This window comes from Paenibacillus sp. HWE-109 (genome assembly GCF_022163125.1).
GTDB lineage: Bacteria > Bacillota > Bacilli > Paenibacillales > NBRC-103111 > Paenibacillus_E.
The window spans coordinates 6,254,060-6,278,002 of sequence record NZ_CP091881.1 but is presented as its reverse complement, the minus strand read 5'-3'; the positions used below and the strand labels follow the sequence as shown (position 1 = coordinate 6,278,002).

At 48.1% G+C, this 23,943-nt stretch carries 25 protein-coding genes; 17 read left to right on the top strand and 8 right to left on the bottom strand.

Annotation, left to right across the window (positions count from 1 at the left end):
• Positions 1–1,563 precede the first annotated feature (1,563 nt).
• The gene (locus tag LOZ80_RS26830) at positions 1,564–2,640 is read right to left on the bottom strand and encodes a helix-turn-helix transcriptional regulator (protein WP_238167534.1); all 1,077 of its coding nucleotides are present in this window, start codon (positions 2,638–2,640) and stop codon (positions 1,564–1,566) included.
• A 288-nt stretch (positions 2,641–2,928) separates the two neighbouring features.
• On the opposite strand from LOZ80_RS26830, the gene LOZ80_RS26825 reads away from it, so the two are divergent.
• Both LOZ80_RS26825 and LOZ80_RS26820 read left to right on the top strand, forming a co-directional pair.
• The gene (locus tag LOZ80_RS26825; RefSeq protein ID WP_238167533.1) at positions 2,929–3,633 is read left to right on the top strand and encodes a class I SAM-dependent methyltransferase; all 705 of its coding nucleotides are present in this window, start codon (positions 2,929–2,931) and stop codon (positions 3,631–3,633) included.
• Positions 3,630–4,724 (top strand): saccharopine dehydrogenase family protein, encoded by a 1,095-nt coding sequence (locus LOZ80_RS26820; protein ID WP_238167532.1) that lies wholly within the window; start codon positions 3,630–3,632, stop codon positions 4,722–4,724. Before LOZ80_RS26825 ends, LOZ80_RS26820 begins: the two co-directional genes overlap by 4 nt.
• A gap of 6 nt (positions 4,725–4,730) precedes the next feature.
• Here the strand turns inward: LOZ80_RS26820 and LOZ80_RS26815 are convergent, their stop codons facing one another.
• From LOZ80_RS26815 to LOZ80_RS26800, 4 genes are all read right to left on the bottom strand, one after another.
• Positions 4,731–5,249, bottom strand: coding sequence for a C40 family peptidase (locus tag LOZ80_RS26815; protein WP_238173127.1), 519 nt, complete (start codon positions 5,247–5,249; stop codon positions 4,731–4,733).
• A 271-nt stretch (positions 5,250–5,520) separates the two neighbouring features.
• A complete protein-coding gene (locus LOZ80_RS26810; RefSeq protein WP_238167531.1) occupies positions 5,521–6,288 on the bottom strand; it encodes a YheC/YheD family protein in 768 nt (255 codons plus the stop codon).
• 112 nt (positions 6,289–6,400) lie between these two features.
• Positions 6,401–6,937, bottom strand: a complete 537-nt coding sequence (locus LOZ80_RS26805; protein WP_238167530.1) for a CDP-alcohol phosphatidyltransferase family protein — start codon at positions 6,935–6,937, stop codon at positions 6,401–6,403.
• A gap of 14 nt (positions 6,938–6,951) precedes the next feature.
• Positions 6,952–7,974: an AI-2E family transporter gene (locus tag LOZ80_RS26800; RefSeq protein WP_238167529.1), complete on the bottom strand. Its 1,023-nt coding sequence runs from the start codon at positions 7,972–7,974 to the stop codon at positions 6,952–6,954.
• 170 nt (positions 7,975–8,144) lie between these two features.
• Between LOZ80_RS26800 and LOZ80_RS26795 the strand changes: the two genes are divergently transcribed.
• The 15 genes from LOZ80_RS26795 to LOZ80_RS26725 all read left to right on the top strand — a co-directional run bounded on the left by LOZ80_RS26795 (position 8,145) and on the right by LOZ80_RS26725 (position 20,979).
• Positions 8,145–8,825 carry a response regulator transcription factor gene (locus tag LOZ80_RS26795; RefSeq protein ID WP_238167528.1) on the top strand — a complete coding sequence of 227 codons (681 nt, stop codon included), beginning with the start codon at positions 8,145–8,147 and terminating at the stop codon, positions 8,823–8,825.
• Entirely contained in the window at positions 8,822–10,573 is a 1,752-nt protein-coding gene (locus LOZ80_RS26790; RefSeq protein ID WP_238167527.1) for a sensor histidine kinase, read from the top strand. Before LOZ80_RS26795 ends, LOZ80_RS26790 begins: the two co-directional genes overlap by 4 nt.
• A gap of 217 nt (positions 10,574–10,790) precedes the next feature.
• Positions 10,791–11,159 carry a GntR family transcriptional regulator gene (locus LOZ80_RS26785; RefSeq protein WP_238167526.1) on the top strand — a complete coding sequence of 123 codons (369 nt, stop codon included), beginning with the start codon at positions 10,791–10,793 and terminating at the stop codon, positions 11,157–11,159.
• Positions 11,156–11,857 (top strand): ABC transporter ATP-binding protein, encoded by a 702-nt coding sequence (locus tag LOZ80_RS26780; protein WP_238167525.1) that lies wholly within the window; start codon positions 11,156–11,158, stop codon positions 11,855–11,857. The genes LOZ80_RS26785 and LOZ80_RS26780 overlap by 4 nt, the downstream gene beginning before the upstream one ends.
• A complete protein-coding gene (locus LOZ80_RS26775) occupies positions 11,844–12,515 on the top strand; it encodes an ABC transporter permease (RefSeq protein ID WP_238167524.1) in 672 nt (223 codons plus the stop codon). Before LOZ80_RS26780 ends, LOZ80_RS26775 begins: the two co-directional genes overlap by 14 nt.
• A gap of 29 nt (positions 12,516–12,544) precedes the next feature.
• The gene (locus tag LOZ80_RS26770) at positions 12,545–13,066 is read left to right on the top strand and encodes a class I SAM-dependent methyltransferase (RefSeq protein ID WP_238167523.1); all 522 of its coding nucleotides are present in this window, start codon (positions 12,545–12,547) and stop codon (positions 13,064–13,066) included.
• Between the two features lie 316 nt (positions 13,067–13,382).
• Entirely contained in the window at positions 13,383–13,994 is a 612-nt protein-coding gene (locus tag LOZ80_RS26765; RefSeq protein WP_238167522.1) for a DedA family protein, read from the top strand.
• 86 nt (positions 13,995–14,080) lie between these two features.
• Positions 14,081–15,040 carry a substrate-binding domain-containing protein gene (locus LOZ80_RS26760; RefSeq protein WP_238167521.1) on the top strand — a complete coding sequence of 320 codons (960 nt, stop codon included), beginning with the start codon at positions 14,081–14,083 and terminating at the stop codon, positions 15,038–15,040.
• A 33-nt stretch (positions 15,041–15,073) separates the two neighbouring features.
• Complete coding sequence (locus LOZ80_RS26755; RefSeq protein ID WP_238167520.1) at positions 15,074–15,508, top strand: Fur family transcriptional regulator; 435 nt, start codon at positions 15,074–15,076, stop codon at positions 15,506–15,508.
• 250 nt (positions 15,509–15,758) lie between these two features.
• Positions 15,759–16,466, top strand: coding sequence for a metal ABC transporter ATP-binding protein (locus LOZ80_RS26750; RefSeq protein WP_238167519.1), 708 nt, complete (start codon positions 15,759–15,761; stop codon positions 16,464–16,466).
• Positions 16,412–17,302 (top strand): metal ABC transporter permease, encoded by an 891-nt coding sequence (locus LOZ80_RS26745; RefSeq protein WP_238167518.1) that lies wholly within the window; start codon positions 16,412–16,414, stop codon positions 17,300–17,302. Before LOZ80_RS26750 ends, LOZ80_RS26745 begins: the two co-directional genes overlap by 55 nt.
• A 29-nt stretch (positions 17,303–17,331) precedes the next feature.
• The gene (locus LOZ80_RS26740; protein ID WP_238167517.1) at positions 17,332–18,333 is read left to right on the top strand and encodes a metal ABC transporter substrate-binding protein; all 1,002 of its coding nucleotides are present in this window, start codon (positions 17,332–17,334) and stop codon (positions 18,331–18,333) included.
• A 40-nt stretch (positions 18,334–18,373) separates the two neighbouring features.
• Positions 18,374–19,585, top strand: a complete 1,212-nt coding sequence (locus LOZ80_RS26735) for a GTP-binding protein (protein ID WP_238167516.1) — start codon at positions 18,374–18,376, stop codon at positions 19,583–19,585.
• Between the two features lie 23 nt (positions 19,586–19,608).
• Positions 19,609–19,758: a 50S ribosomal protein L33 gene (gene rpmG / locus LOZ80_RS26730; protein WP_189014650.1), complete on the top strand. Its 150-nt coding sequence runs from the start codon at positions 19,609–19,611 to the stop codon at positions 19,756–19,758.
• Between the two features lie 762 nt (positions 19,759–20,520).
• Positions 20,521–20,979, top strand: coding sequence for a hypothetical protein (locus LOZ80_RS26725; RefSeq protein ID WP_238167515.1), 459 nt, complete (start codon positions 20,521–20,523; stop codon positions 20,977–20,979).
• Positions 20,980–21,061: 82 nt separating this feature from the next.
• Here LOZ80_RS26725 and LOZ80_RS26720 read toward each other — a convergent pair whose 3' ends face one another.
• The 3 genes from LOZ80_RS26720 to LOZ80_RS26710 all read right to left on the bottom strand — a co-directional run bounded on the left by LOZ80_RS26720 (position 21,062) and on the right by LOZ80_RS26710 (position 23,611).
• Positions 21,062–21,961, bottom strand: a complete 900-nt coding sequence (locus LOZ80_RS26720) for a fumarylacetoacetate hydrolase family protein (protein WP_238167514.1) — start codon at positions 21,959–21,961, stop codon at positions 21,062–21,064.
• A gap of 112 nt (positions 21,962–22,073) precedes the next feature.
• A complete protein-coding gene (locus LOZ80_RS26715; protein ID WP_238167513.1) occupies positions 22,074–22,847 on the bottom strand; it encodes an SDR family NAD(P)-dependent oxidoreductase in 774 nt (257 codons plus the stop codon).
• Between the two features lie 14 nt (positions 22,848–22,861).
• Positions 22,862–23,611 carry an IclR family transcriptional regulator gene (locus LOZ80_RS26710; RefSeq protein ID WP_238167512.1) on the bottom strand — a complete coding sequence of 250 codons (750 nt, stop codon included), beginning with the start codon at positions 23,609–23,611 and terminating at the stop codon, positions 22,862–22,864.
• Positions 23,612–23,943 lie beyond the last annotated feature (332 nt).

The following is a 23,943-nucleotide window of genomic DNA, read 5'->3' as shown; positions in this document are numbered from 1 at the left end:
TCCGAACACAACAAATTTTATAGAACCTAGCCTGCGGCTGCAGGCTAGGTTTTTAGCGCTGAAATTCAGCGTTACGGAGGGAAGTGGGCAGAAAGAGTAGGCTGTAACGTTGAAAAACAGCGTTATAGGTAGAGCAGAGCCCCGCTGCGCAGCTTTTCGGGTGAGACAACGCTGAAATTCAGCGTTACGGAGGGAAGTGGGCAGAAAGAGAAGGCTGTAACGTTGAAAAACAGCGTTACAGGTAGAGTAGAGCCCCGCTGCGCCGTTTTTCAGGTGAGATAACGCTGAAATTCAGCGTTACGGAGGGAAGTGGGCAGAAAGAGAAGGCTGTAACGTTGAAAAACAGCGTTACAGGTAGAGCAGAGCCCCGCTGCTCCGCTTTTCAGGTGAGATAACGCTGAAATTCAGCGTTACGGAGGGAAGCGAGCAGAAAGAGCAGGCTGTAACGTTGAAAAACAGCGTTACAGGTAGAGTAGAGCCCCGCTGCGCAGCTTTTCGGGTGAGATAACGCTGAAATTCAGCGTTACGGAGGGAAGTGGGCAGAAAGAGAAGGCTGTAACGTTGAAAAACAGCGTTATAGGTAGAGTAGAGCCCCGCTGCGCAGCTTTTCGGGTGAGATAACGCTGAAATTCAGCGTTACGGAGGGAAGCGAGATCCTATCTTGAGCGACTCGGCCCCCTATAGAAACAGGCTTTCATTCTAACGAACTGTATGATGCTTAAAGCTGGAAAAAAGGCTGCTTGGGGCGAATAAACGAACTCTATTGGCGTTATTGAGCAGTATGTTGGCGGAATATTGGTCATTTATCTGAAATAAAGCGTCTGGAATTCTTTAGTTTATCTAAGAGTAGCTATTTTGCTCAAATAAGGGTTGTGGAGTTCGTAAGGGGCATCCTCGGAGCACTCCCCGGCCCCTGTTCACTCCCCGGCCCGCGGACACTCCCGGCCCGCGGACACTCCCGGCCCGCGGACACTCCCCGGCCCGCGGACACTCCCGACCCCCGGACACTCCCGACCCCCGGTCACTCCCCGGCCCTCGGTTACTCCCGGCTCCCGGTCACTCCCGGCCCGCGGACACTCCCCGGCGCTCGGACACTCCCGGCGCTCGGACACTCCCGGCGCTCGGACACTCCCGGCGCTCGGACACTCCCGGCGCTCGGACACTCCCGGCGCTCGGTCACTCCCGGCGCTCGGTCACTCCCCGTCCCGCGGTCACTCCCCGTCCCGCGGTCACTCCCGTCCCGCGGTCACTCCCGACGCTCGGACACTCCCGTCCCGCGGTCACTCCCGTCCCGCGGTCACTCCCGGCGCTCGGACACTCCCGACCCGCGGACACTCCCGTCCCGCGGTCACTCCCGGCGCTCGGACACTCCCGTCCCGCGGACACTCCCGTCCCGCGGTCACTCCCGGCGCTCGGACACTCCCGGCGCTCGGACACTCCCGGCGCTCGGTCACTCCCGGCGCTCGGACACTCCCCGGCCCCTGTTCACTCCCCGGCCCTCGGTCACTCCCGGCTCCCCCCCCCGAGGTCATCTGGTCGCTGGGCAGGCGCAGCTCATCCCGCTTAACGCAGGCTAAATCGGGAAAATAAAAGCCAAATGAGCTCTCTGCGGCTTGTTACGCCTGTTTTAAGGAAAATAGATTTGAGGTGATCCTGCACCGTGTAGGTGGAAATATGGAGGGCATGCGCCAGCTCTTTGGTAGAAGACCCGCGCAGAATCTGGTCAAGGATCTGCTTTTCGCGTTCGGATAGCCCATAGGCTTCCGCGATGAGCGGTAATGTATCGGAGGGCTTGGCCTGCTCGAACCAAATGGCGATTTGGACGGACGAGGACGTATGACGGAGGATGCTGGCTTGAATGCTCAGGTAAGGACCCTCTGGCGTTCTTATGCGCACCTTGGCTGTGAAATCCCGCTCTTCTGCATCGACAACGCCAGATAAGGCTCGGAAGCTAACAGCACGGATGGGCCTGGGCAGCGTCTCGTTATCAATGCCCTCCCATTGCCGTAGATGTGCCATCCAGCGGTCCCCAACTGTATTGGAAGACAGCATAGCAAGATGGTCGGATAGAATCACAAGCCCCGATTCTTCTTTCATTTGGATGGTTTCCTCAGAGGGAAGCCCCAGGCTTCGTTGACGTAGATGGAAAGCGATTGTAGGGACAAGGGAAGCGATGCATCCACGCTCGTTCTCACTAAACAGCGGACGATCGTGATAGCGAAATAACGTCAAAAACCCCCAACAAGCCCCTTGGTACATGAGCGCTGCCCGCAATTCATCTTTGTATCCGGCAGGGAGCAGCACATTTCTGTAGCGGGTGCTTCGCTCTAATTGCCCCTGCGTCGCGCCGCTCAACGTAGCTACAGGGTCAGCAGCCAGTACCAGCTGACTGTAGGCATTAATGTCCTCATGCAAGTATTCATATTCGAACAGAAGGTGATGAATCGCTTCAATGCCCTCCTCTGTAACAGCTCCTGTGCATAGAAGGGTCTGCGGATCAACGGTGGTGAAACAGGCACCGTCAAAGGGGAGAGACTCGCGCAAAATACCAAGTAATGCTGATCTGTATGCCAGCGAACTGCTCGCGTTTTTCTCCAGATTCCGTATCTTCCCTCGGATAGCTTCCCATTCTTCTTTCATAGTGGATCATTCTCCTATGTCTATGTTGTTCATCCAAAGTAGGCTAGGGACAAATCCCACATTTGTGGGATAGTGATTTCCATCCTCATCCGTATAATTGAGAATGATTCTTAATCTAAGTTTACAGGATACGAGAGGAATTGGAAAGACGGAGGTATGAACCAGCGGGTTGCTATCTTGCGAGCCTTTGTATCCAACCCGCAGTTGCTCTTATGGATGAGCAGTTTCAGGGTCTTGATGCCTGGCCATTATCGATGATAGGTCTACAAATAGAGAGGAGCTAAGAGGATGACGAATATGAAAAAAGCAATGAGCTGGGATGATCCCGACGTAGCTCGCTATGAAGAAACTATCGCTTTAAAAATACCCGGCTATCTCCATTTGTACGATATGACGGATCGCCTGATAGCCGCACACTTGGAGAATGTCGCATCTGCTGAACTGCTCGTTATCGGGGCAGGCGGTGGGCAGGAATTGGTGACATTCGGCAAGCGCCATGAAGCTTGGAATATGACAGGCATTGATCCGTCTTCGCGCATGTTGGAAATTGCCAAGCTGCGGGTAGAACGAGCGGCGCTCAAACAGCAGATCACTTACGTCCAAGGGACAATTGAACAGCTTGAAGCGCGTCCACTGTTCGATGCGGCAACTTGTTTGCTCGTGCTTCATTTTGTCAAAGGATTGGCGCAGAAACAAGAGTTGCTTCATCGAATCGTCGAGCGGCTTAAACCCGGATCGCCGATTTGCCTGGCAGCGATTAATGGGGAACCGGGCTCAGCTGCTTTCCAAATCCAAATGAAAGCCTGGAAAAGCCATATGCTTGATAAGGGGATTTCGCTAGAGGTTTGGGAGCGTTTTGCAGCTTCCGTTGGTTACGAAACGGAGCCTGTATCCTCATCGGTTCTTCATGAACTGTTGTTCGAGGCAGGATTTAAACAAGCAACCCGATATTTCGGCTCCTATTTGATCGAGGGATGGATGGCCTTCCGATGAAAAATAGAATAGTCGTTGTAGGCGGATATGGGCATGTCGGAAAAACCATTTGCAGAGAATTAGGCGCCCAATACCCACGTCTCGTGTATGCCGCAGGCAGAAATCTTGCAAGCGCAGAGAAATTCAGCAGAGAAACTGGCGGCAGCGTTCTGCCCATGCAATTGGATATCGGACAAGAGGTGGCTGCCAGCGTCTTCGATCAGGTTAAACTTGTCATCATGTGCTTGGATCAGACCGATACGGCTTTTGTTCGTGCTTGTTTTCGCAGCGGCACGCATTATATCGATGTTTCGGCCGATGGCCGCTTTTTGAACCAAGTTGAGTATTGGACGGCCGAAGCTGAGGCGAACGATGCAACAGCGGTTCTGAGCGTCGGGCTTGCGCCCGGATTAACAAATCTGCTAGCTCGGCAAACGCACAACTTATTGGATCACACCAAATCCCTTGAACTGGCTATTATGCTTGGTCTTGGGGATCAGCATGGCAAAGCAGCCATTGAATGGACGGTGGATAATCTGAGTGTTAACTTTCCCATTACGCAGAATGCCCGTCAAATAACCGTGGATAGCTTTACAGACGGGAAAACAATAGATTTCGGGGCGCATTTAGGGCGTAAGAGAGCCTATCGCTTCCCATTTTCAGACCAACAAACACTGCCGCGTACGCTAAATGTTCCATCGGTATCCACACGTCTTTGTTTTGACTCCAAATTAGCTACAGCGTTTATGGCAGGATTGCGCGCAACGGGTACTTTCCGTTTTCTAAAGTTCAAAGGAATTCGGAACGCCACAGTGCGCGGCTTCAGCAAGCTGCATTTTGGAGTGGATAAATTTGCCCTGAAGGTAGAAGCACATGGTGAAAAAGGCGGCAAGCAAACTACGGTTGCATGCTTGCTGCAAGGCAGTGATCAATCTCAGATGACTGCTCGTGTAGCGAGTTATGTAGCGGACGCTGTCTATAGCAGCAAATTCCCGCATGGTGTTTATCATATTGACCAGTTGTTTGAACTTACAAGTTTGTCTGACAAGGTACTGAAGGACGCCCATATAGAAATGTTTGTGAATGGAGAGAGTGCCATACAAGCATACTAAAGCTGCTTAGTTAATAACACGTCGAGCGGTTTTATAATTATCTTTCCACCAACCGGAATTCATATCCGAAATTGTTACGCCAGGACTTCCATACGTGTGAAGGATTTTACCATTGCCTATATAAATACCGACATGATGAATCGGTGAATAGAAAAAGACAAGGTCCCCAGGCTGCAGTTGATTTCGAGGCACATAGGTGCCGACTTTCGACTGCTCCTTAGATAAACGTGGGAGATTAATGCCATACTTGCCATATACAAATTGTGTAAACGACGAACAGTCAAAGGTCGTGGTCCGGCCCTTCTGGGCGCCGAATTGATATTTGACACCTAGATATTGCTTCCCCGCAGAGATGATAAGATTTGCTTTCCCTGATTTGGATGCAGTTGCAGTGGTTGCAGCAGTTGCAGAATCGCTGCTTGCAGCATGCGCGGATTGCGGCGCTATCATTAGATTAGCTGATGCAAATAAGGATACACTAAGTGTGATTCCTAATAGCGATTTAGTCAGGCGATTCTTTTTCATGGTTATCATGATTGGATATCCTCCTTCAGGATCGTGTTTTAGGTTTCCACCTGGGATAACCTTAACACATCTAGAAGACCCAATGATTACCAATGAAAAGGGAAAGCACTAGCCAATAAAGCTTAGGCTGCGATTATTAGAATTCGATGAGAATTGAAAATGTTAAAAACACTTGACAAGAAATGCTGAGAATTCGTCAGCGTAAAATTTCCGCCTAAAGCAAAGAACCTCCATTCCCTTTCGGGGGAGTGGAGGTTCTTGCTTCTAGGAATTACTTGCGTTTAATGGGTAAGAATCGACCATTTGCCCGGGTGTAACGCAGAACTTTGAAGAACATTTTCTTATCTGCTAATTGGTTGAAGATAAACGGGTCTGGTGCTGTATTAACTTCGAGTACCCAAGGCTTGAGTTTTTTATCAATCCCGATATCAACCCCAATTTCTTTGAAACCCGGATAATACCTTTGATAATGCTTTGCAATCTGGTATCCTAGCAGTCTCAAGCTTTGGATATAAGCCTCTTTCTTCTTATTCTTCAGGTAGGGATTAAGTAATAAGTCGAGTGGCAAAGGTTTGCCGTTGTTATGAAAATTAGTGACTATTTTGTGAGGATGGGCAACACGGCCTATCCATCCCGTAGCTTCCCAAGTTTTCTTAGGATTCTTCTGAACCATGATCCGCGTATCAAAAATTCGGTTCTGATGGGTCAAGAGATGGATTCCTTGTTGTACTAAATAAGTTCTGTTTAACTTGGATTTGTTAAGCGAACTGAATAAGTTAAGAAATGTTTGAAAAGTTTTAATGACTTTACCAGATTGAAAGACGTACTTATCTCTCTTTTCTACACGAATAACGCCCTGTCCAAATGATCCATTCATTGGTTTGATATAAACCATTTTGTATCTATTTAGCATCGAGTGGAGATTCGCTTGCGTGTAGATCCTTGTCTCAGGAACAAATTTGCGAAGCTCTTTATTGCGTAAAAGCACCTTTGTTTTCACCCATTTGCTTCCCACGGTACTTGCTCGATTCGTTGACATGGCAGCACCTCGCATTAGTCTCAATAAACTTCCAGTTATCATATTCAAAAAGAAGTTGATTGACTGGGGCAAAGACTAGGTGCGTTCGCCCTCTGGGATAAGAACGATTGCCTTAATAGCTTTTGGTGTGGACGAGACTTGGTTTGGTCATCTTGGGAATCTTGATTCGACTGACCATCAGGAGGCACAGCACGATGACGAGCAGTACCGTCGCACTCTTGTGAGGGGGAAAACAAAGCGGAAACAAGGCTAGGATACAGCTGGCGGCAGGGATGGGCAACCCTGTATGATAGTGGTGCACGCAAGTTGCAATATTGAATCGAGCCAAGCGCAGAGCTCCGCAAATAATGAAGAAAGAAGCCAGCAAGAGCCCGGAAACGGGCATTTTGTGTAAAATGACTAGATAAGCACTCAAAGCTGGAGCGGCGCCGAAAGAAATGAGATCTGCCAGCGAACGGAACTCTTTGCCGAACTCGTCAGCCAGTTGCAGCTTATTCACGATATAACCGTCAACGCCAGCCAGCACAGCCGCTAGCATGATGCATAATACCGCTTGGACGGGCTTGTTGTGAAAGGAAAAAAGCAGGGACATTATCCCCGCACCGAGAATAATCATCGTAAGCAAAGTTGGAATCTTAAGAACCCGCATGGGAACACTCCTTATCATTCAATGTTAGGCTTCGGAAGAAGGGGGCCTTCCCGATTGACTTCCAGAACATCAAGTAAAAAAACGAAGGTTGGAATGCCGACGATCAATCCCCATATCCCGAAGAAATGCTCGGAAAAGAGCAGAATCATGAAGGTGTAAAAGACAGGCAAATGCGTTTTGGACGCCATTAGCCGTGGATTGAGCACGTAGGCCTCTACGGCGTGAATTACCGTGACCGCGATAAGTAGATAGATGAAGTAAGTGAAACCGCCCAAACTGAACGCAATCATACTTAGTGGAAGGAGCGATAGGAACACGCCAGCCACAGGTATGAGCCCACAGACGAAGATGAGCAGGGCGAGCCCGATCAGATTAGGAAAGCCCATAATCCACAGGGCAAAAGTGGTCAGCAGACAGTTGATCAGAGCGATCAGCAGTTGGGCTTCGATCACTTTCCCGAACGTCTGGACGAGCTTATTACCGAAAAATGCGACCTCTTTGGAGAACCAGCCCAGCTTGCTGGTATGGAATTGGGCCGTGAAGCGAATCACGTTCTCTTTGCCCAAAAGCAGAAAAAGGCTTAGCATCAAAGCTAGAAAGGCTTGAAATCCCAAATTTCCGATTTTGATCATAAAATCAAACCCAGGTTTCACCATGCTGGGAAAGTCGAGACTGTCCAGCCATACGGTCAAATAGCCAACGGCTTCATTCTGAGGATCTTCATAGAGCTTTTTGACAAGCTCGAACAGTTGGACGATTTGGTTGACCAGGGCGGGAAAGAATTTAGCTCCTGCGAAGATCACGACTGCCAGCAGGGCCGCATAGATGAGAGCAAGCAGCAGTTTGGAGTTGACAGGAACCACCTTTTCGATCCATCGTTTGCTATATTGATGCAGCCGATTCATCAGAAACGTCAGCAGGAAGGTTAATAGAACAAGGTTCAGCATGCTGCGAATAAAAAATAGCACAAGGCAAAACAATGCTAATACGGCAAAGCGTTGGACACTGCTTTTCTGCATAATAGCCAAGAAATTCATTAGCGACATCCTTTCAATCTTTCAAATTCATTAGTCTCCAACCTGATTATAGTGATCTGTTGTGTATTTCATGTGTCTTCCCTTTTTCCCTGGCTAAAAACACACGGAAAACACAAAGTTCCGTTATTCTTGTTTTATACGATTTGAATAGCAAAGGAGGAGCTAGCAGCATGAATCGCAAAGTTTTGCTCATTGAAGATGAAAGCTTGATCCGTGAAATCGTGGCCGATTATTTCATGCGGGAGCAGTGGATCGTCTATGAGGCAGAGAATGGCTTGAAAGCCTTGGAAATGCTGGATAATCTGAATGTGGACCTCGTTATTTTGGATATTCTTATGCCTGAGTTGGATGGATGGAGTGTATGCAAGCGGATACGCGCGAACTCGGCGATGCCGATTATCATTCTAACCGCGAAATCCGATGATGATGATAAGATGCTTGGTTTTGAGCTGGGGGCTGATGATTACGTAACTAAGCCGTTCAGCCCCAAGGTGCTGGTCGCCCGAGCAGTCAGCCTGATGAAGCGTGTAGAGGGGACCGTGGGGAAAGAAGAACATCTTCTGAACTACGGCCGAATTTCGATTAATCGAAGATCCCATCATGTAGAGGTGGAAGGGCAGAACATTGAGCTGACGCCCAAAGAGTATGAGCTGCTGCTGTATTTGACGAGAAACGAGGGCATTGTGCTTGCACGGGAAACGATTCTTGATCATGTATGGGGATTCGATTATTTCGGTGATCTGCGCGTCGTCGATACGCATATCAAAAAGCTGCGAGGGAAGCTGGGGAATGAGGCCCGCCATATCCGCACCATCATCCGTACTGGATATAAATTCGAGGAGGAGCAATGAGACGACGCAGTGTTACTATGAAGCTGTTTGTAACGACAGCCTTCTTTTTTATGTTCTTCTATGCCATCGTTTTGCTGGGTCAGCTCAATTTATTTGAAAGCTTTTATCAGCATCAGAAAACAGCCACACTAGAAAAAAAACTTCAAGCGTTCAGTGAATTATATGAGAAAAAGCGTTGGGACGACGCCCGCCTCTCCCGAGAAATTGGCTTGTTCATCAGCCAGAATAAAGCTCAGCTTGCGATTCTCGGGCCAGAAGGCAATATGAAACATGACAATTTGTTTCGCATTGTGATTAGGGAGGATAACGGCAATCAGGTTCGAGTGTCCCTTTCCTTCATGCTTAATTCCGTTTCAAGAAAGTTATTGGAAGCGAATTTTAAGCTAGGAGATCACATTGAGGCGGAGGGGGTTTTTGAGGATACGAAGTCGAAGGATCTTCTCTATCCGGTCGTCATTCAGAAGAGTGGTTCCAAGGCAATAAACATTCAAGAAGCGGATAGTAATGAGACTTTGGAAAAGGTTTCCGGTGTTATTACAGAAGTGCTGCTGCCTTCTTCCAACCAGTGGAATTCAAGGCAAGGCATTTTGTATATTGCGCTGGATGAGTGGTTCCCCTTATCGGAAGAGCGTAAAGGCATCTTGCAGGCTGGGGACAGCATCATCGAGGAGTGGACAGATCGAGTAAGCGAGACTCGAAGCGTTGTTATGATCCGGCCCGTTATGCGCGATGGGAAGTTAAGTGAGGTGATCTTCGTCCTTGCCTCCCTTCAGCAAATCAGTGAAGCTTATGATGCTTTGCGCGTGTTCTATGCCTATATGGGGATCGGCGGTATTCTCCTCATCGTGCTGCTCTCGCTCGTCTTCACCAAATTAGTGTCTAAACCGCTAATTAAGCTGAATCAAGTGGCACTGCGGATGGTCAAGCTTGATTTCTCGGTGAAATCGCACATCCGAAGAAACGACGAGATTGGGAGTTTATCCAGCAGCTTGAACAGCTTGTCTGAGAAACTGGACAATACTTTGAAGGAGCTGTATGACGCCAATGAGCAGCTGCAGTTGGATATGGCACACAAATTGCGGATGGAGCAGCGGCAAAAAGAGTTTATTTCCGACATCTCCCATGAATTAAAAACGCCGCTGAGCATTGTGAAGGGGTATGTGGAGGGCATCCGGGATGGGATCGGTGAGAACAAGCGAGAGCGGTATCTCGAAGTGATATTGGGTGAGACAGATAAGATGGAAGAGCTCATCAAAGACATGCTGGAACTGGCCAAACTAGAATCGCAATCGATCAAACTGAGAAAAAGTTCATTTCTGCTGAGCCAACAGCTCGAGGATATCGTCGACAAACTCTCGAACCACCTGAATGAAAAGCAGTTGAAGGTGGCTGCTGTTATTATAGGTGAACATGCTGTTCATGCGGATCAGGTGAAAATGGAGCAGATGCTGGTCAATCTGTTGATGAATGCGATTCGACATGCGACAGTCGGCAGTGAAATTGCCGTTCGCATCGAAAGTGAAAGCGAGCATATGCGGATGGAGATTGAGAACGAAGGCGAAGCCATTCCTGAAGATCAGCTGGAGACGATATGGGAGCGGTTCTATCGGGTTGAGAAATCAAGAAACCGCAAAACCGGAGGTACTGGATTAGGGCTAGCCATCGTCAAGCAAATTCTGGATCTCCATGAAAGCCGATACGGGGTGGAGAATACGAAACAAGGCGTTAAGTTTTACTTTTATTTGTGATAGTGAGCCCATGCCCATCAAGGTTTATTTCCTAACTTAATGGGCATGTGGTATCACCGCTGATTGTATGAATGGATGCCTAAAGCCGTATGGGCCAAAGGTTAGAGTCAGGAGAGTAGCGCTTGATTTTTTGAATATCTATTGACATCGTGTTTTTTTGTTGTTACTGTATTAATTAATTAATACAGTAATACGGATGAGATTGGTGGAGGCTGCGATGGAATTCAATCAAAAGGTACCGATTTATACCCAAATTATCGATGATATCAAAATAAAGTTCATCAACGGAACGTATCAATCGGGTCAGGAAATTCCCTCACGGCGCGAGCTTGCCAAAAAATTGGGGGTCAACCCGAATACGATCCAGAGAGCCTACAGGGAAATGGAGGACATGAAATTGATTGTAACGGCAAGAGGGCAGGGAAGTTTTATGACCAGCGATGCCAAAATTTTGGAAGCGTTAAGGGAAGAAGCATTGAACGACGCGGTTAGCCAAAGCATCGAAATGCTACGTTCTTTCGGGAAATCGGATGAGGATATTCTAAATACGATGAAAAAGTATATGAAAGGGGAGAAATCTCAATGATCGTAGTAGAACACGCCATTAAGACGTTCGGGAACAAAAAAGTGTTGGACGGTATATCCTTCTCCGCCGAGGAGGGGCGAATCATCGGATTGCTGGGTACGAACGGCGCTGGCAAATCAACGTTGCTCAAAGCGATGGTCGGACTGCTCCGGCTGAATCAAGGCAAAATTACTATGGACGGCAAATCACCGAGTTTGTCTACAAGAGGGATGCTGACTTATCTTCCCGACAAGGATGTCTGGTATCCATGGATGAAATTATCCGACGCCATGCAGTATATGAAAGACATGTATTGGGATTGGGACGATAATAAGGCTCGTCATTTGCTTGATTTTTTCGAATTAATGCCCGATTCGTCGATTCGAGAGGCGTCCAAAGGGACGCGGGCTAAGATGAAGCTGTTGCTGACACTTAGCCGTCAAGCCAAATATTTGCTCCTGGACGAACCTTTTTCGGGAATCGATCCTTTCGCGAGACAGCAGATTGCTCAAGCGATTGTGGATGATTTTGTGGAGGAAGGTCAAACCATCATCATAACTACGCACGAGCTATCCGAAGTGGAAGTCTTGCTCGATGAGGTCATGTTTATTCACGAAGGGAAGCTGCTGCTTAGCGGTAATGTAGAGACATTAAAACTGGAAAGAAACTTGTCTTTAATGGGTATTTTGAAAGAGGTGTACGATCATGCACGCATTTAGAAGGTTGGTGCTTACTGATTTACGGAATCGAAGAAATACGATTTGGGTTACGCTCGGAGCAATGGCTCTTCTAAATGTGGCGGTTGCCATCCTGACCCGTCACCGACAGCTTCCTGATGAGCTTGGTTTCATTATGTTTTTGAATATTATGGTATTCGCGGCCGGGTTGCTTATTCCGTTTCTGCACTGCTTTTCTACATGGCTTGACGAGTGGAAGCAGCATTCAATTTACCAATTACTGATTCTTCCTGTCCCCCGAACTTATTTGCTTGTTTCCAAATATATCTCGATCCTTGTGGAAGTAATGCTAATAACGGCAGTCATGATCGCCGGCTTATGGATGCAACACAGTGTTAATGGCGAGCAGTTGTTTCGCGCCGAACCTTTGGTTACATTCGAATGGTCCAAGGTGCTGCTAGTGATAAAGTGGTTTCTATCCGTTACATGCTGTATGTTTTTATGTTCTGCAAGTATCCTGATTGGCAAGTGCTGTGGCAGGCTATCTCTTCTTGTATCCTTTCTGAGCTTTATTGCTGGCTTGTTCTTATGGATCATAGCTTTCGCGAATTTCATGTCGACGTTCACTTTGGTCATCGTAAGTCTGGTATTTTTTATGGTCAGCTATTATTTGCTGAATAAGAAAGTAGGGGTCGAATGAAAAAAATCTCGTTCCTCGGAGAGTTTCTAATGAATTCAAGTCAAGTAGGGAGCGTCATCCCAAGCTCTGGATTTCTAACCCGTACAATGCTTCCAGTTACTTTGCCATGGCATAAAATGATGCAAATCGCTGAACTCGGCCCTGGGACGGGCGTATTTACGCGGCATATTCAGCGAAACAGAAGTTCAGGCAGCCGATTGTATTTGTTTGAAAAAAACGAAACGTTCCGGAAACAATTGGCACGGCGCTTTCCTGAACTTCCTTTATTTGATGATGCGTTAAGACTTCGAGAGATTGTTCAGAAGACGGGACATCCGTTCGACCTCATTGTTTCGGGGCTCCCTTTTGCGAACTTTCCCTATGAATTGAAGGAGGAGCTGTTCGGCACTATATGCGATGCGTTGGCAGATAACGGAACTTTCGTTGCGTTTCAATATACGCTGTTGCTGAAGCCGCATTTTAAAATGCACTTTCCGGCAATGGACACGGGATATACCTGGATGAATATTCCTCCGGCATGGGTTTTTAAATGCAAGAAAACACTCCATTGAAGCGCAAACTAGCTATACATTTACAGGAATAATAGAAAAAACTTGGCGACTAACAATTCCCGCATGCTCCAGATGAAGGGATGTAGGTAGAGACTCATTCTTCAACTTTTCTTCAGAATTCCTTTATTATTTCCTCCGCTTGTTCTTCAGAATGTTTCGTTACGATGTGGATATTTAGAAAGAGCGAAAGGAGATGTGTTTCCAATAATGAGAGCGATTCAAGAGAAGTTGTACTACCGCAGTTTGACAACACGCGCTGCTGGACATTGCAGGAGCCGTTTCGCAGGCAAACATATGCAAAAGGAGGCTGCCGTCCATGAACTATGAAATGCTGGTGTCGTATATTCAGCAATTCGGCTATTTGGCGCTGTTCCTCTCTTTATGGCTGGGCATCGTCGGCATGCCGATTCCGGACGAAGTCGTCGTCATGACCGGCGGCGCCGTCACCGTAAACGGGCTTTTGCACCCCGTCCCCGCTTTCCTGCTGACGTATTTGGGCGTCGTTTCGGGCCTATCGCTTGGCTACCTGCTCGGCCGGTATGCGGGAACGCCTTTGCTGAACAAATTGCGCCGTAAGAAGAATGTGGATAAGGCGCTGGAATTTTCAGAGACACTCGTTCAAAAATATGGTAGTTTTGCAATATGCATCAGTTATTTTTTTCCGATCGTTCGGCATGCTATGCCATATGTGGTCGGCGTTAACCGGATGCCGTTCAGGCGCTACGCCCTATTCTCATATACGGCGGGCTTCGTCTGGACATTCCTTTTCTTTATAATCGGACGTTATGCAGGCGATCACGCGCGGGAAGTCGGTTCGCTCATCTATAAATACGGCTTGCGCTTCCTTTGGATACCGTTCGTCCTCGTTGCGGTGTGGGCGATTATCTGGTTTGCCTACAAGCACAGTAAACCTGGAAGAGCCAGTTAGTGAATTCCAATGTGAGCCCCAAATACAACCTCCGTCAACTTATGCTACAATAAAAGGAATGAGCAGCGCTTTACTGGAGGATGACAATGACAGCAGACATTTCCTATACAACCGAAGAAATATCCAAGCTTTTAAAGATATCGAAGCTAACGGTTTATGATCTTATCAAGAAAGGCGAGCTGTCGGCCTACCGTGTCGGTAAGCAAATGCGCGTTGACGCTGCTGATCTGGATGCCTACAAAATGCGTGCCAAAAGCGGTAAAGTCTATGCCGCGATGCCAGAAGCGCCGATTCAGCAGGTCCAGGCTCAGTCTGCAAACCTTTCTTCCAAGGCAGCGATTGTTATTACAGGTCAAGATGTCAGCCTAGATATTCTGAGCAAGCATCTCGAGCGGCAAATTTCCACTCACAGGCCGCTGCGTTCTTATGTCGGCAGCTTGGATAGTCTTATTTCGATGTATAAAGGGGAATCGGATATTGTCAGCACACATCTTCTGGATGGAGATACAGGGGAGTACAATGTTCCCTACATCAAGCGGCTCCTTACAGGCAACTCCTATGTGGTTGTGAACTTGGTTCTGCGAATGGCAGGGCTCTATGTAGCTGCAGGAAATCCCAAGCAGCTTCTGGGCTGGGAGGATCTGAAGCGGCCAGGACTGCGAGTGGCCAATCGCGAGAAAGGCTCGGGCGCGCGCGTGCTGCTCGATGAGCAGCTTAGGCTGCACGGGATTTCACCGCGGCAATTGAGCGGGTATGAGCAAGAAGAATCCAACCACCTTGGCGTCGCCGGTAAGGTCGCTTCAGGCGAAGCCGACTTTGGCGTCGGGATTGAAAGAGCAGCCAGCATGGTCGGTGGCGTCACGTACATTCCACTCATTCAGGAACGTTATGATTTGGTGATGTTAAAAAAACCAGAACACGCACAATGGATCGAAAGTGTGATGGCCATTTTGAAATCAGAAGCTTTCCATAGGGAATTACGTCCCATTCTTGGGTATGATTTGTCGCAGACAGGCCACATTGTATTCGAAAACGAAGGCATCTAGTCACAGCGATAACAGTCGAAAGGAACATGTGTCATGTCAGATAAAACGACGGTCAAAGAGATGATTGAGATCATGGTCCGGGGCGGTTGGCGAATAACAGAACAACGGCGCACACTGGCCGAGATTTTTGCCAAATCAGAGGGGTACTTATCACCTAAATATGTGTACGACCAGATGGCATTATCCTATCCGAGCGTCAGCTTCGATACTGTGTACCGCAATCTGCGATTATTGAGTGATATGGGAGCGCTGGAGCAGTTTTATTTTATGGATGGCGGTTTGAAGTTTCGGGCAAGTTGTTTGAATCATCACCACCATCATCTCATTTGCACGAACTGTGAAAAGACGCTGACATTCGATTATTGCCCGATGGATCAAGGGATTAAGCTGCCTGGTAAATTTAAGCTAACAAGTCACCGCTTTGAGATCTATGGCATATGTGAAGAGTGTCAGAATGCGATGGACTAGGACTCATATAACTAGGTTGCAAATATGGAATTTACGACGAAAAGGTTGGCGTTTTCCTGTAGTATAAGCTGCCGGAAGAACCAACCTATGTTTTTGTATATTGACATCCGCGGTGAAAAACGATATATTTCTCGATGTAATAAGTAAATATTACGATTAGTGAAATGGGTCGATATATTTTTTTTGTGATAAAAGCGTAATAATTACATTTTATATTCGTAAATATTACTTAATGGGAAGGAGTGAGGAAATGCTGTTAGCCTCTATGCAAGAAGTTGAATACGGCTATAGTGAGACCCCTTGTATTCAAGATGCGAATGTTGAGATACAGTCCGGCGAATTTGTTGCAGTGACAGGCCCTAATGGAGCTTCGAAATCGACGCTGTTGAAGTTGCTTTTAGGTTTATATAAGCCATGGCATGGTCAGGTTTTTCTATCAGCCACGAATCAAGCAGGTCAGAAGCTGAGGGTTGGATATGTTTCGCAGCAGATTTCCGCGTTTAACAGTGGTTTTCCAAGCACGATTCTTGAATTTGTGCAATCCGGCAGAGCAACAAAAGGTTCCTGGTTTCGTAAAATGAGCGAAGCGGATAGGGAGCAAACGGAGAAGGCACTCCAGCAGATGGGCATGTGGGGGCTCAAAGATCGCAAAATCGGTGAATTATCAGGCGGACAGAAGCAGCGTATCTGTATTGCGAGGGCGTTGGCGCAGGAACCGGATTTATTAGTCTTGGATGAGCCTACCACAGGCATGGATCAAGAAAGCCGCAAAGGCTTCTATGAGCTGATGAATCATCAAGTGAAGGTGCTTGGAAGAACGGTTGTAATGGTGACGCACGGCCTGGCGGAGGTGTCGCCGTATCTCGACCGTGTAATTGAACTGGAGCGCAAGGAGGAAGGGGGATGGAAATGCTGCACTACGACTTCATGCAGCGGGCATTTTGTGCCGGTGGGTTAATCGCGCTTCTGGCTTCTGTCCTAGGGGTGTATCTGATGCTGCGCAGACAAGCGCTGATGGCCGACATGCTGTCGCATGTCTCGCTTGCCGGTGTTGCGGCTGGTGCTTACCTGCATATGAATCCTACTGTGACAGGCTTTGTTGTGGCTACCTTGGGCGCCATAGCTGTGGAATATGTGAGAAGGTCTTACAAATCATATAGTGAAATTTCGGTGGCGATTATTATGGTGGGAGGATTATCAACCGCTGTTGTGCTGATGAGTCTTAACCAAAGTATCAATAAAGGGTTCTCCGCGTATCTCTTCGGTTCCGTTGTTGCTGTTAATCAAACAGAATTAATTCTGATGTTTGCTGTTGCTTTGATCGGAGGCGCATTCTTCTATGTCTTCCGGAGGCCGCTGTACCAAATCACATTCGATGAAGATACGGCGAAGACGAGCGGGTTGCCCGTTTCCTGGATTTCGCTGGGCTTTAGTGTCATTACCGGAATGATCGTCTCCGCTGCTATGCCTATTGTCGGTGTTTTGCTGGTTTCGGCGCTTGTCGTGCTGCCGGCGTCGCTTGCGATACGTATTGCACCAAGCTTTCAGGCTGCGCTCTTGATCGCAATGGGGATCGGATTGCTTGGGGTATGGGCCGGGTTGACGGCTTCGTACGAGTTGAGCACCCCTCCAGGCGGGACGATTGCGTTGCTTCTATTAAGCTTCCTTGTGATAGGTCTTAGCTTGAAAAAAGCCATTGTTAAATGGGGAAAAGCAAGAAACTCCTTAAGCCAAGAAACAGGAGTTGCTCCTATTAACAGCGTCGCTCGTTTGTCCAAAGAATCATCCATATAATGTTTATTACTAGTAGGAGGAACTTTTACATGAAAAAGACATGGCTTCACCAATCGCTCGCGTTCACAGCTATATCTGCCGTGCTGCTCTCAGGATGTACATCCAACTCGGCCTCGACTTCAGCGGGTACTACAACGACAACGTTAAGTCCAGCCGCTGCCGGCGCAAACGCCAAATTAAAAGTGGTAACAACCTTTTATCCAATGTATGAATTCACCAAGCAAGTGGCAGGCGAGCATGCCAATGTTGTCGCCCTTATTCCTGCAGGGGCGGAACCCCATGATTGGGAGCCGAGCGCCAAGGATATGGTACAAGTAAAGGAAGCTAATTTATTTGTCTATAATGGCATCGTCGAAGGCTGGGCGAAGAAAGCATTGGAGAGCGCAGCCAACGACAAACGTGTTGTTGTAGAAGCAAGCAAAGGGATTCAACTGATGGAAGGTTTGCCCGAAGAGGAAGAAGAGGGAGAGCACCATGATCATAAGGAAGCGGACGGAGGCAAAATTCTGGATCCCCACGTATGGCTGGACCCTGTTCTCGCACAGCAAGAAGTTGCTGCCATCCAAGCTGGCCTGACGCAAGCTGATCCGGCGCATAAGGATGACTATCAGAAGAATGCGGACGCCTACATCGCCAAGCTCAAAAAGCTGGATGAATCGTTCCGATCCGAACTGAAAGATATTAAACGCAAAGAGTTCGTTACCCAGCACGCTGCGTTTGGCTATTTGGCCAAGGACTATGGATTAAAACAAGTGCCGATTGCCGGCCTGTCGCCGGAAGAGGAGCCTTCCCCAGAGAAAATGGCTAAGGTCATTCAATTTGCCAAGGAAAACCAAGTGAAAACGATCTTTTTTGAAACCTTGGTCGATCCCAAGATTGCGAATACGATTGCCAAGGAAATTGGCGCAAAAACGGATGTGCTTAATCCACTAGAAGGACTCACGGACGAAGATAAGAAGAATAACCTCGATTATATCGGCATTATGCAGAATAACCTGAAAGCTCTGAAGAAAGCATTAAGCGAAGGATAAAATCGTAAAATTTACGTTTTAAGGAGATCTGATACCTGATATGAAGTCAACCGATAAGAAAATTCCAGTTACTGTTTTGAGCGGATACCTTGGGGCAGGGAAAACGACCGTACTGAATCATATTTTACATAATCGTGAAGGCTTGCGTGTTGCGGTTATCGTGAACGATCTGAGTGAGGTTAATATCGATGCGGATCTGATCCGTGACGGTGGCGGCATTTCGCGGACGAGCGAGACGCTAGTGGAGATGTCGAACGGCTGTATCTGCTGCACGCTGCGGGACGATTTGCTCAAGGAAGTGGAGAAGCTGGCCAAAGAAAATAGGTTTGATTACATCCTTATTGAATCGACAGGCGTAGGTGAGCCACTGCCGGTAGCGCAGACTTTTACTTACATTGATGAGGAACAAGGCGTAGATTTAACGCAATTTTGCCGTCTAGACTGCATGGTAACGGTCGTTGACGCTTATCGCTTCTGGCACGATTATGCTTCTGGAGAGACGCTTCTGGATCGCAGCCAAGCGGTAGATGAGAACGACACCCGTGATGTCGTAGACCTTCTCATTGACCAAATCGAATTCTGTGATGTGCTGATTCTAAATAAATGTGACCGGGTTAGCGAAGCGGACTTGGAAGAATTGGAAGGCGTGCTTCGTACACTGCAGCCTAGAGCCAGATTCGTTCGCGCTGAGCATGGGGCGGTTGCTCCCGCGGACATTCTGAATACGCATCTGTTCAACTTCGATGAGGCGAGTACCTCAGCCGGCTGGATGAAGGAAATGGCCAAAGAGTCGCACACGCCGGAAACGGAGGAGTACGGCATTGCTTCCTTTGCCTACGAACGGGCTAAGCCGTTTCATCCTGAGCGCTTAATGCGTTGGATGAGAGACTGGCCAGCTGAAATCGTCAGAGCCAAAGGCATCATGTGGCTGTCAACACGCAATGATTTTGCCCAAAGCATTAGTCAAGCAGGCCCCTCTGTTCGCTTCGGTCCGACCGGGTACTGGGTCGCAGCACTTCCGGAAGAAGAGAAGAAAGCGATTCTCATGGAGGACGCTGACCAGCTTACGCACTGGGATAAGCATCACGGAGACCGCATCAACAAAGTTGTTTTTATCGGGATGGATATGGACCGGGCTGAAATTACCGAATCTTTGGATGCTTGTTTATTGAGCGAGGCGGAAATGCTGGAAGACTGGGCGCAGTACGAGGACTTGCTGCCTAACGCGATCATGGAAGTAGAAGCAGGTTAATAACCCCGAGGAGGTGAAATGCCATGAGAGTTGTCGTGACCTTGGCGTGTACAGAAACCGGCGATCGGAATTACACAACAACCAAGAATAAAAGAAACCAACCTGCAAGGTTGGAACTGCGCAAGTATTGTCCCCGTTTGAAGCGTCATACGCTGCACCGTGAGACACGTTAATCATGGGAGGCGATGTGCCCGTCGTTCTTGATAAGATGCGGCAGGGCAGCAAATAAGGCAGCTGATGGTGCTTATTTGTACGAATAAATCTAATGTTCTGGAGTGAATGCAGAGTTGCTCCAGTTGCCTCGCGTAGACGTAAGGGAACTACGGTGCGCTATTCTAGCCAAAAGTGTCAGTATCGGGAGGTTGAGGGAACTACAGGACGCTATTTTGATATTTCATGGGAATTGGTACGCTTTTTGTAGAAATAAGACCCTGTAGTTCCGCTATACCCCTCGCCTCCCTACTTTTTGCCTAATTAGCGTCCTCTAGTTCCCTTACTAGGTTTTGTCGCCAAGAAGAGACTGATCTAACAGGGCGGCGAAGCCGTTTTTCTTAGAATAATTGACTTCCACCGAAGGCCTCTTTGCTTAGGAGGGTTTCGGTCTTGAGTGGTATCTAATGAACTGTAGGATGCTTATCGACGAGAAAATGGCTACTTTAAAAATGTAATGAACTGGATTAACGTTACCCGGTACTTAATTGCCCGGATGGTTATCCATTGTTTGAAATAGCGCATCTGGCATTCATTAGATTTTAAGAATGAGCGAATATGGCTGAATAAAGGGTATTGAGTTCGTAAGGAGGCTTGCTAAGGTGCATGGACTCGAAGACCTAGCCGCAGGCTAAGCCTTTCTTAAAGTTGCTGACACCTTGCTGTATGCTAGGGAATCGTAGTAAATTTAGGTTCATACATACGCAAATGGGGGGGACAAGTTCATGTTGCCTGTGAACCAAGAAGATGAACAACGTGAATTCGTGATAACCCGCCATTCTAAGGGGCAATGGGATCGCCGGGAACAGGAGCTTATGCAGTGGTCAGATCGCCACAAACCTCGCAAACATCCCAAGAAAACACTCCTCTTGGAGCAAGTGGATGTGGATGCAGAGCTGCATAGAACATTAATTTTGCTGCGCGACAAGCATGTACAGACCGAATTCTCCTGTGCCGGAGTGAGTTTGCTGGATGAACCAGAAGATCATTCCTTGTATGCTTACTTGACCTTAATTGCTTCCAAAGAAGCTGAGACCTTTATTCATACAGCCATCAAAAAGATGAAGCATCGCTTGCTGGTAACCTTTGAGCCCGAGCGAAATCGGTATGATTTATCATCCTTTTACATCGGTCACAACCGCTCCTTCTGTCGCTTACTGGAACGAAGTGCTGAATTGTTTTGAAAGAAGAAACCCCCGCAATGCAGAGCCGCTGGATGAGGATGTGCCTCTTCCTCAGGCTTTCATTTGGGGGTTTTTGCTTATTTTATTCGCTGATTAAACGGTTGGTCAAACTTCCCAACTTCTCGATGGATATGGTCACAACATCCCCGTCTTGCAGGTAAACGCGCTGGTCAACAGGATCCCCGAGAACGACGCCTTCCGGAGTCCCCGTCAATATGATATCGCCAGGATTCAACGTCATATGCTGTGAAATATAGCTAACAATTTCGTCACAATGAAAAATCATATCGGACGTATGCGAGTTTTGGCGTACTTTGCCATTCACGGTAGTGCTGATCGTGAGATCATTGGGATTGCCAACTTCGTCAGCGGTGACCAGATAAGGTCCAAGCGGACTGAAGTCATCGCAGGATTTGCCGAGCAGCCACTGCGAAGTTCGCATTTGCAAGTCGCGCGCTGAGAGATCATTGACACAACAGTAGCCGTACACGTGCTCGTAAGCTTGTTCTTTGGCGACATACTTAGCCTGTTTACCAATAACGATAACGAGTTCCGCTTCATAATCGACTTCTTTGGTTACGCGAGGAAGCGCGATGTCATGGCCATGCCCTGTGAGCGTGTTGCTGAATTTGTTGAAAAGGATTGGCGTTTGCGGAATCGGCGCATTCGTTTCTTCGGCATGCTTGCGGTAGTTCAGCCCGACACAAATGATTTTGCTCGGATTCGTGACGCAGGGGCCGTAGTCGAGTGAGTCTTCACTGCGCAGCAAGGATGCGCTAGCTTCACTTTTGAGCGCTAAATTTACGAGTTGCTGTAAGGCCTCATTAGCGGTTGTACCGCCTAGGATAGCTTCGTGAACAGTGAGAGGAACATTGAAATCGGGCGAAAGTTGTTGAACCGCTTGTTCGATATCCAGTACGCCGGAGTCCGTGTGAACACCCAGTTTGAGTTCATTTTGTGCGCGGAAAGTAAGCAGCTTCATAGTTAAATCCTCCTAGAATGAGATATGTATGAGTAGAAGAGCGGACCAGTGATAAGGCAAGTGCAGAAGAGCGGATTAGTGATAAGGCAAGTGCAGAAGAGCGGATCAGCCGTTAAGCGTTTTTGCCGAAGGTAGCGCCACCGTCGATATACAATGGTGAACCCATCATAAATTTGGATTCGTCAGAAGCAAGGAACAGGGCCGCTTGCGCGACATCCTCCGGTCGGCCCAACTCATTGCTGAGTTGTCTGGTTTTCAACGAGGCGATAGCCGCTTCTGGATCATCGTAAGAGGTACGGAGATAATTCTCGACGAAAGGGGTCAAAATGGTTCCCGGCAGCAGCGCATTCACCCGTATGCCATACGCGGCGTAGTCGACCTGCATGGATTTGGTCAATGCGAGCACCGCGCCTTTCGTTGCCGCATAAGCCGCTCTTCGGGCGAGACCAATTTCTGCGATGCAGGAGGACATATTTATGATTGAACCGGATTGGCGCTCGATCATATGAGGCACAACGTATTTGGATGGCAAGAATACGCCTTTGACATTAATGCTCATGATGCGATCCCAGAAATCAGGTTCCAGCTCATGAAGAGCGCCAACACCGCTGATGCCAGCATTGTTGAACAGAACATCAATACGGCCATCAGCCTGTATGATGTCATCTACCATCTGTTTGACGGAATCTGCGTGCGTCACATCGGCCTGAATGAAGCGGGCCGTGCCGCCTGCTTGGGTGATCTCATGAACGGTTTCTCGACCTTTAGTCTCATCGAGATCGTTCACAATAACGTGGGCGCCTTCTCGCCCGAATAGGAGCGCTGAGCTTCTGCCAATGCCGGAGCCTGAACCTGTGATAAGAATGACCTTGTCTTGTAATCGCATCTGAATTCTCCTTATTAATCGGATAATTGGTGAGCTAACTGACAAACTTCTTCGATACAGATCTGTTTCTTCTGTTCCCATTGCGGCAGCATCATGGAGCAGCTGACAGCGGCGATCACTTGCCCTTGGGCATTGCGAATTGGTGCTGCTGCACAATTGAAGCCGATGACGGCTTCTTCGAAATCCAAGGCATAGCCTTGTTCACGGATGTCTTGCAAGCTAATCTTCAATGCGTGTGCAGTCGTGATGGAATTCACCGTCAGATGAGCGAAGGGCTCGTTGCTGGGTGAATACAGCGCATTAAAGTCATCTTCGCTGAGGTCAGCGAGCATGACCTTGCCTAGCGCTGTCGCATGCGCGGGCAATCGCATGCCGGGCTCGGAAGCGAGACGAACAGGTGTAAGCGCTTCCTCTTTGGCGATATAAAGAACCTCGCTGCCATCGAGCTTCGCAAGTTGAAAAGATTCGCCTAGTCTTTGCTTGGCAAGCGCGGCCTCTTTGTGGAAAGCTTCGTTCAAATTGCGCTGCTGCACAGCCGCATGACCGAAACGAGACAGCTCGCGACCCAAACGGTACGTTTCGCCGGTTTCCTTCTCGATCCAGCCGAGGTTCTCCAGCGTTAACAATAAGGAGTACATCGAACTTTTGTTAATTACTAGCGTTCGTGACAAATCGATGAGTTTCAGCTTGCCCGGATGCAGCGAAATTTCCTTGAGAATCAGATGGGCACGCTCAATAGCCGGAACTCGGTATTTATCGTCCAAAAAAGGGCCTCCTGGTGTCGGGATATTTGGATTGGTTTTGTATAAAAAACTAGGTTTAACTTATAAAACCATTTTATCATATATCATGTGAAAAAACGATGACCTGTGCGAATTAAGTTGATGTTTTGGAGCGTCTCGGCCACTGAAAGGAGCCGCTAAGGACTCCTCCTTCAAGGTAGCTAGTTTTTCCGCGCCAAAACCACAGATAAGAGCCTCCAGAGGCTCTTATTCCCCGCAAACACCCGCATTCCGCGCATATAGCAGCCTCCAAAGACCCCTATTCCTTCAAGTAGCTAGTTTTTCCGCGTCCAAACCACGGATTAGAGCCTCCA